At 59.8% G+C, this 8,029-nt stretch carries 6 protein-coding genes; 3 read left to right on the top strand and 3 right to left on the bottom strand.

Going from position 1 to position 8,029, the window contains the following annotated elements; genetic code table 11:
• Both ACLD9W_RS05460 and ACLD9W_RS05455 read left to right on the top strand, forming a co-directional pair.
• Positions 1 to 1,093: calcium-binding protein (locus ACLD9W_RS05460; protein ID WP_410841072.1), on the top strand; the 1,093-nt coding region annotated here is incomplete at its 5' end.
• Positions 1,094 to 1,239: 146 nt separating this feature from the next.
• Positions 1,240 to 2,667, top strand: coding sequence for an HlyD family type I secretion periplasmic adaptor subunit (locus ACLD9W_RS05455; RefSeq protein ID WP_410841075.1), 1,428 nt, complete (start codon positions 1,240 to 1,242; stop codon positions 2,665 to 2,667).
• Positions 2,668 to 2,733: 66 nt separating this feature from the next.
• On the opposite strand, the gene dinG is transcribed toward ACLD9W_RS05455, so the two are convergent.
• The 3 genes from dinG to ACLD9W_RS05440 all read right to left on the bottom strand — a co-directional run bounded on the left by dinG (position 2,734) and on the right by ACLD9W_RS05440 (position 6,537).
• Positions 2,734 to 4,869: an ATP-dependent DNA helicase DinG gene (gene dinG / locus ACLD9W_RS05450; protein ID WP_410841071.1), complete on the bottom strand. Its 2,136-nt coding sequence runs from the start codon at positions 4,867 to 4,869 to the stop codon at positions 2,734 to 2,736.
• Positions 4,870 to 4,992: 123 nt separating this feature from the next.
• Positions 4,993 to 5,817, bottom strand: coding sequence for a siderophore-interacting protein (locus tag ACLD9W_RS05445; RefSeq protein ID WP_410841070.1), 825 nt, complete (start codon positions 5,815 to 5,817; stop codon positions 4,993 to 4,995).
• A gap of 51 nt (positions 5,818 to 5,868) precedes the next feature.
• Positions 5,869 to 6,537, bottom strand: a complete 669-nt coding sequence (locus ACLD9W_RS05440; protein WP_410841069.1) for a TetR family transcriptional regulator — start codon at positions 6,535 to 6,537, stop codon at positions 5,869 to 5,871.
• 139 nt (positions 6,538 to 6,676) lie between these two features.
• On the opposite strand from ACLD9W_RS05440, the gene ACLD9W_RS05435 reads away from it, so the two are divergent.
• Positions 6,677 to 8,017 carry an efflux RND transporter periplasmic adaptor subunit gene (locus tag ACLD9W_RS05435; RefSeq protein WP_410841068.1) on the top strand — a complete coding sequence of 447 codons (1,341 nt, stop codon included), beginning with the start codon at positions 6,677 to 6,679 and terminating at the stop codon, positions 8,015 to 8,017.
• The last annotated feature ends 12 nt before the right edge of the window (positions 8,018 to 8,029 follow it).

The raw sequence follows: 8,029 nt of genomic DNA, 5'->3' as shown, positions 1-8,029 counted from the left end.
CAACGACAATCTGATAGGCGGAGCGGATAACGACCGTCTGGACGGAAACGAAGGCAATGACAAACTGGACGGAGGGGATGGCAACGACTATCTGTATGGTAATAACGGTAACGACACCCTGATAGGCGGTTTCGGCAACGACTACCTAGAAGGAGGAGCCGGCAGCGACACCTACATCTTCGGAAGAAAATTCGGCGAAGACACCGTATCTAACTACGACGCAAGCGAAGGCCGCAAAGACACCATCCGCTTTACCGACGGCTGGAAACAAAGCCACTTCAACTTCACCCGCAGCGGCAACGATTTGATAATTGCGGCTAAAAACAGCACCGACAAAGTAACCGTCAGCTACTTCTTTGAAAGCGATGCGGCAGGCAATTACCGCGTAGACGCCATCGAATTTTCCGACGGAGGCCGTCTGAATGTAGAAGCAGTGAAATCGTTGGTACAACGCGGTACGGCAGGAGAAGACGTTCTGTATGCCTATGCCAAAGGCAGCACACTGAACGGCGGAGCGGGTAACGACACGCTGTACGGTTCTTCCGGCAACGACAATCTGATAGGCGGAGCGGATAACGACCGTCTGGACGGAAACGAAGGCAATGACAAACTGGACGGAGGGGATGGCAACGACTATCTGTATGGTAATGACGGTAACGACACCCTGATAGGCGGTTTCGGCAACGACTACCTAGAAGGAGGAGCCGGCAGCGACACCTACATCTTCAGAAGAGGTTTTGGAAATGATGTTATCAATGACTATGCTGTTGATGGTGCAACGGATACTTTGCGTTTGGACAGCTTGAAGTTGGTCGATATTGAATTTTTCAAAACAGGATCTGACTTAATCTTGCGAACCAATAACCGTCAAGATTCCGTGCGTGTACAAAATTTCTTCAATAATTCTAGTTATATTGTTGAACGTTTTGAGTTTACGGATAAAGTGGTGCAGGCATCAGATTTTGCCAAGTACGCACAGATGGCAGACAATTTGGTGCAGTCGATGTCTGTATTTGGTTCCCAAGCAGGGGGAACTTCTGCCGGTATCTCGCCACAAATGCAACAACCTGTGTTAGCGTCTTCTCCACTCTAAATAGAGACTGAAAAGACCGTGTGAAAACGGTTCGTGAGAAGCACACTCGTCAGAGGCTGGCGGGTGTGCTTTCTTTATTGAGATGCACAACCTGCTGTGTTATCGTGCTACTTTTGTCAAATCTTTACAAAACTACCGCCATGGGTATCCGCTTCCAAGCCTATAAAGAATTCTTTTCCCGTTATCTTACTGTTTGGCGCAATGTTTGGTCGGTACGTGCCCAACTTGATCCACCGGTGCGAGATAAGGACGAGCGTGCTTTTCTGCCCGCCCATCTGGAATTGGTCGAAACCCCGCTGTCGGCTGCACCCAAATGGACTGCACGGCTGATTATGCTGTTTGCGCTCTTGGCGCTGCTGTGGGCGCTGGTCGGAAAAATCGATATTGTTGCGGTGGCAGAAGGCAGAACCGCTCCGAACAGCCGCAGTAAAACCATCCAACCGCTGGAAACCGCCGTAGTCAAAAAAATCGCCGTACAAAACGGCGAACACGTCAAAGCCGGGCAGACGCTGGTTGAACTGGAAGGCATCGGCTCCGAATCCGATTATGTGCAGTCTGCCGAAGCGCTGCGGGCAGCGCGGGTAAATAAACTGCGCTACGAAGCCGTGCTGGCGGCATTGGAACAAAACCGGCTGCCGCAGCTGGACAAACAGCGGGCGCAGCAATGGCAGATTCCTGAAAGCGAACTTGCCGCCGCGCAGGTTTTGGCGCAAAACCAGTACCAAACCTGGTCGGCACAGGATATGCAGCTTCAGGCTGCCCTGCGCGGCCATGAAGCGGAAAAACAGGTAACGGCTGCCCAAGTGCGCAAACTCGAACAAATCAGCGGCATTGAAAGCAAACGCACTGCCGATTATAAAAAACTGCTGGCGGAAAACTTCGTCTCCCAACACGCGTATTACGAGCAGGAAAGCAAGCTTATCCAAAACCGCAACGATCTCGCCGGCCAAAAAAGCCAGATGCGCCAAATCGACGAGAGCATCCGTCAGGCTCAGCAAAACCGTGTTCTCAATACCCAAACGCTAAAACGCGACACGCTTGATGCTTTGCGTCAGGCCGATGAACAAATTGCCCAGCTCGACAGCCAGACCGAAAAAGCCCGCCGGCGTAAGGAGCTGATGAAGCTCGATTCCCCCGTCAACGGCACCGTGCAGCAGCTGGCTACCCATACCATAGGCGGCGTGGTTACCGCCGCCCAGCCGATTATGGTGGTAGTGCCTGACGAAGAGCAGATGGAAATCGAAGCACTACTGCCGAACAAAGATATCGGCTTTGTCAAAGCAGGACAGGATGCGGTTATCAAAATCGAATCCTTCCCTTATACACGCTACGGCTATCTCACCGGCAAAGTGAAAAATGTCAGCTTCGATGCGGTGGAACATGAAAAACTGGGTCTGGTATTCGCCGTAACCGTTGCGCTCGACAAAAACTACCTGATGATAGACGGGCAGAAAGTCAATCTGACCGGCGGCATGAACATCACCGCCGAAATTAAAACCGGCAAACGGCGGGTGATTGATTATTTGCTCAGTCCTCTACAGACCAAAGTGGATGAGAGTTTGCGCGAACGGTAAACGATATACCGATAATTGAAGGCCGTCTGAAAGCCCGTTTCCCGCTTTCAGACGGCCTTTTGCCGTTCAGCCTATGCGTTTGAAGGGCGGCAGGCAGGCGAGGAGTTGGCGGCCGTAGCGTTGGGTGAGGACGCGGTTGTCGAGGATGGTGACGCGGCCGTAGTCGCTTTCGGTGCGGATGAGGCGGCCGGCGGCCTGGACGAGTTTGATGCCGGCTTCGGGCACGGTCACTTCTATGAAGGGGTTGCCGCCGCGCTGTTCTATCCAGCGGTTTTGCGTTTTTTCGATGGGGTTGTCGGGCATGGAGAAGGGCAGTTTGACGATGACGACGTGGACGCAGGCTTCGCCCGGCAGGTCGAGCCCTTCGGCGAAGCTGTCGAGGCCGAAGATGATGCTGGCGCGGCCGTCGGCGAGGGCGGCGCGGTGTTTTTCGAGGAGGACGGCTTTGGGGATTTCGCCCTGCACCAGAATGAGCGGCAGGTAGTCTTCGGGCAGGCGCATGGCGACTTCGTTCATTTGTTTGCGCGAGGTGAAGAGGACGAGCGTGCCGACGGGTTCGGCGGCGGAGACGAGTTTGGGCAGCCATTCGATGACGGCGGCGGTGTGTTCGGCGGGCTGTTTGGGGCTGGCGGACAGGGGCGGGATGTAGAGTTCGCCCTGTTTGGGGAAGTCGAAGGGGCTGTCGAGGGCGAGGGTTTCGGTGTCGGGCAGCCAGACAAGGCCGGTTTGGCGCAGCAGCAGGTCGAAGCTGTTGAGCGAGCGCAGGGTGGCGGAGGTGAGGACGGCGCCGGCGGCGCGCCGCCACAGGCCGTTGGCGAGGGTGGCGGCGCCGGAGATGGGGGAGGCGTGGAAGTGGTAGTCGTTTTTGTCGCCGACGCGCCTCTCTATCCATTTGGCCAGCGGTTCGCCGCCTTCGGGGGTGGCGGTGGCGAGCAGTTCCCACACGTCGGCGGTTTGTTCGCTGCGGGCGACGAAGATGCCGAACTCGGTGGTGGTGCGGTCGATCAGGGCGCTGTCCTGGTCTTTGTCGCGGCGGGCGGCGGAGAGGGCGTCGTTGAGTTGGACGATGTGTTTGGCGAGGGCGCGGGCGGCGGCGGTGGTGTTGGCGACGAGGAGGTCGAGGCCGTCGGGGATTTTGCCGTCCTGCCACAGCCAGACGGGGTCGGTGCCGTCGTCGGGCAGGTCGAGCGCAGGTTCGCTGCCGAGGTGGAACTGCCATTCGTTGAGGCTGTCGAGCAGGGAGGCGGCGGCTTCGTCGGCAAGGCTGCCGGTTTCGCTTTTGTCGGTAAGGCCGACGACGCGGTCGAGCACGGGTGGCAGTTTGTCGAGCATCCACAGGGCTTGGTTGAGGGAGTGTTCGGCGGCGAAGCGGCTGACGGCTTTTTTGGCGAGGTGGTGCGCTTCGTCGATGCAGTAGAAGCTGTTTTCGGGGGCGGGCAGGATGACGCCGCCGCCCATGGCGATGTCGGAGAGCAGCAGGTCGTGGTTGGCGACGACGACGTCCACCGTTTCGAGGGTGTCGCGGGCGAGGTAGAAGGGGCATTCGGCGCGGTTGGGACAGGCGTTTTTCAGGCAGCCGTGGCGGTCGTTGGTGACCTGCTGCCAGAGCGGGTCGGGGATTTTTTCCGGCCACTCGTCGCGGTCGCCGTTGAAGCGGCGGGCGGAAAATTCGTCGGCGATGCTGTTGAGGGTGTGCAGATCGGAGGCGCTGGGTTTGTTGTCCCACAAGACGGAGGGCGGGCGGTCGAAACCGGCGAGCGTACCCTGGGCGTGCGTTTGCGTGAGCTGGTAGAGCTTGTAGGGGCAGAGGTAGCGGCCGCGCCCTTTGGCCAGGGCGAAGGTGAGTTCGAGGCCGCTGTTGCCGACGAGAAAGGGTAGGTCGCGGTGGACGAGCTGTTCTTGCAGGGCGACGGTGGCGCTGGACACAATGAGGCGTTTGCCGCGCGTTTGCGCCATGATGCCGCCGGCCAGCAGGTAGGACAGGGATTTGCCCACGCCGGTCGGCCCTTCGATCACGGTGATGCTCTCGCCTTCGCGCTTGGGCGGCTCTTCGCCTTCGGCTCGGGTTTTGCTGCGCGAGAAGGCGTTGGCCACCGCCGCAATCATCTGCCGCTGCGCCGCACGCGGGCGGAACTGCGGCAGGTTTTCGGAGATGGCGCGGTAGTGGTCGCGGATGGCGTTTTTTTCCAAGTCGGTGAGCATGTTTTCAGACGGCCTTTTGTGTTCGGGGCGGGATTGTAGCCGATGGCGCGTATCGGCGGCGGGAAAACGGCAAGAGGCCGTCTGAAAGCTGTTCAGACGGCCTCATTGCGCCCGCACATTGTTTCAGACGGCCTCTTCGCCGTCGCTGTCGACAAAGGCGTGGCGTTGTTGGTGGTAGGCTTCTTCGGCTTCGCCCTGTCGCCAGTAGGGAACGGCGTAGCAGCGGGCGGGCGGCAGTTGCCAGTCTTGGCGGGCGATGGGGCGCAGGGCGGCGACGAGGGCGGCTTCGGCGGCAAACCAGATTTGGCAGTCGGTGGTGGTGGGGCGCGCTTGGGCGACGGCGGCGGCGATGGCGGCGTTTTGTTCCGCACCGCCGATAAAGGGGCGCACGGCGATGCCTGCGGGGCGGACGAGTTCGGGCAGGTCGGCTTCGTCGGGCAGCAGCAGGAAGACAGTGCCCCGCGCGTCGGGACGGCTCTGCGCCATTTCTTCGAGCATGGCGGCGATGGCAGGCAGGGCGGTGAGGTCGCCCGCCATCAGGTATTCGGCGGCGGGTTTGAGCATCGCGCCGCGTTTGGGGGCGGCGATGCCGACGGTGTCGCCCGCTTGGGCGCGGGCGGCGAAGGCGGCGGCGGGACCGTGTTCGCCGTGCAGGACGAAATCGACGGTGAGGGTTTGCGCGGCGCGGTCGAAATGGCGCACGGTGTAGGTGCGGGTAAGCGGTTTTTCAGACGGCCTCAGCCATTTGGGGCGGCCGTTTTCAAAGATGTCGGGCAGTTTCGGCGCGCTTTGGCCGGGCTGCGGCAGGAGGAGTTTGAAGGGGACGCCGTGGCTTTCGCAGGGGTAGTCGGCCAGCTCGGGGCTGCAAAAGACGATGCGGCGCATGTTTTTGCCGAGGGCGGCGCTGCTTTGCACCTGTATCAGGCGGGGACGGGCGGGGTTGGTCATGGGGGTCTTCCTTATATATAGATGCGCTTTAACTTCGTTGAAGCTGAGCTTTCAGACGGCCTTACGCAGGGCGGGGCTGTGTTGCAGGGTGTGGATGGCGGCGTCGATGATGGGCGGGACGAGGGCGGCAAGGTTGGTTTGCTGTTCGTACACCCACATGTCGATCAGGCCGCCGGTGACGGCGTGCAGGTAGTGGACGGCGAGGTTGATGTCGAGGTCGGCGGGCAGTTCGCCGCCGCCGGCACAGGTTTCGAGGATGCGCCACAGCTGCTGTTCCCACAGGCCGATGTATTTTTGGTGCGCCGCCATAATCGGCCGGGTTTCTTCGGTGAACTCGCATTTGGTGTGCAGGATGATGAGGAGCTGGCGGTGCGGGGTGTTGTGTTGGATGTGGTCGAAGATGTCGACAAACATGCGGCGCAGGCTGCGGCTGTCGGGTTTTTCCAGGCAGGTGGCGAAGGAGGCGCCACAGTCGGCGAAAATCTGTTGGAACAGGGCTTCGAACAAATCTTCTTTGTTTTTGAAATGCCAATAGAGCGCGCCGCGTGTGACGCCGGCGTTGCGGGCGATGGCGGCAAGCGAGGTGCGGGAAACGCCGTTTTCGAGAAAAGTGTCGAGGGCGGACTGCAAAAGCTGCTCGCGGGTTTTTTGGGCTTCGGCTTTGGTTTTGCGCATAAAGATTGGAATGCCGGGGGAGATTTGTAAAAAAACGGCGCGCATTATAGATTCCGCTTTTATTACATTCAAGGCTGTATGTATAATCCGCGCCCTAACAAGGTTCGGCAGGCCGTCTGAAAGAGTTTCAGACGGCCTGCCACGGTTTATTTTCTGTAATGTCAAAAAGATAAGGATAGAAAACATGATACGGAACGTATGGCGTCCGGCGGCTCTGGCTGCCACCGTGCTGCTGGCTCTGACGGCCTGCGGCGGCGGAAAAGATACGCAGCAGGCACAGCAGGGCGACGGCGACGGCAAACAGCAGGAAGCGGCGGCGCAGCAGCAAATGCCCACGCCGACGGTGGAAGTGTTGACCGTGCAGCCTCAGGATATCGAAATCGGCGTCGAACTGCCCGGCCGTTTGGAAGCCGTACGCTCGGCCGACGTGCGTCCGCAGGTGGGCGGCATCGTCAAACGCCGCCTGTTCCAGGAAGGCAGCTTCGTACGCGAAGGCCAGCCGCTCTACCAGTTGGAAGACGCGTCCTATCTGGCTTCGCTGGAAAGCGCGCGCGCCCAGCTCGCTTCCGCCGAGGCGGCGCAGGCCAAAGCCAATGCCGATGTGGCGCGCTACCGTCCGCTGGTTGAGGCCGATGCCATCAGCCGTCAGGAATACGACGCTGCCGTCAGCGCCAAACGTTCGGCCGATGCCAGCGTGAAAGCGGCCAAGGCGGCCATCCGTTCGGCGCAGATTAATGTCAACTACGCCCGTATCACCGCGCCGATTTCCGGCTTTATCGGCCAGTCGAACGTGTCCGAAGGCGCGCTGGTGGGCGCGGGCGACACCACGGCGATGGCCAATATCAAGCAGACCGACCCGATGTATGCCAATGTGACCCAGTCGGCAACGGAAATCATGAAGCTGCGCCGCCAGATTGCCGAGGGCAAGGTTCAGCCGGTGGGCGGCCGCATCGAAGTGGACATCAAGTTTGAAGACGGCTCGACCTACGGCGAAAAAGGCTATCTGATGTTTGCCGACACCACGGTCAGCGAAACGACGGGACAGGTGAAGCTGCGCGTCATCGTGCCCAATCCGCAAAACATCCTGCTGCCCAATCTGTATGTGCGCGCCGTGATGGCGCAGTCGGTTATCAAGGGCGGTTTCGCCGTGCCGCAGCAGGCGGTAACGCGCGGCAAGCAGGACACCGTGATGGTGGTGAACGCGCAGAGCGAGCTCGAACCGCGCGTCGTCACCGTAGCCGCGCAGCAAAACGGCGACTGGATTGTTTCAGACGGCCTCAAAGCCGGCGACAAAGTCGTGGTATCGGGCACAACTATTGCCGCCATGATGGGCGCGCAAACCGGTTCGAAAAAGGTTGCGCCCAAAGAATGGGTGAGGCCGTCTGAAAACGGCGCCGCCGCCGCACAGGCCAAACCGCAGGAAAACCTGAAAGAAGAAGCCGCCTCCGCCGCCGTCCAAGCAGCCGCCTCTGCGCCGCAACAGGACGTTCAGACGGCCTCCGAAACCGCGTCTGCCGCCAAATAAGGAAGCACGCAC

The organism is Neisseria sp. WLZKY-1 (genome assembly GCF_046546535.1).
Taxonomy (GTDB): Bacteria; Pseudomonadota; Gammaproteobacteria; order Burkholderiales; family Neisseriaceae; genus Neisseria.
The sequence above is the reverse complement of the archived record's forward strand: the minus strand, read 5'-3'. Positions and strand labels throughout refer to the sequence as shown.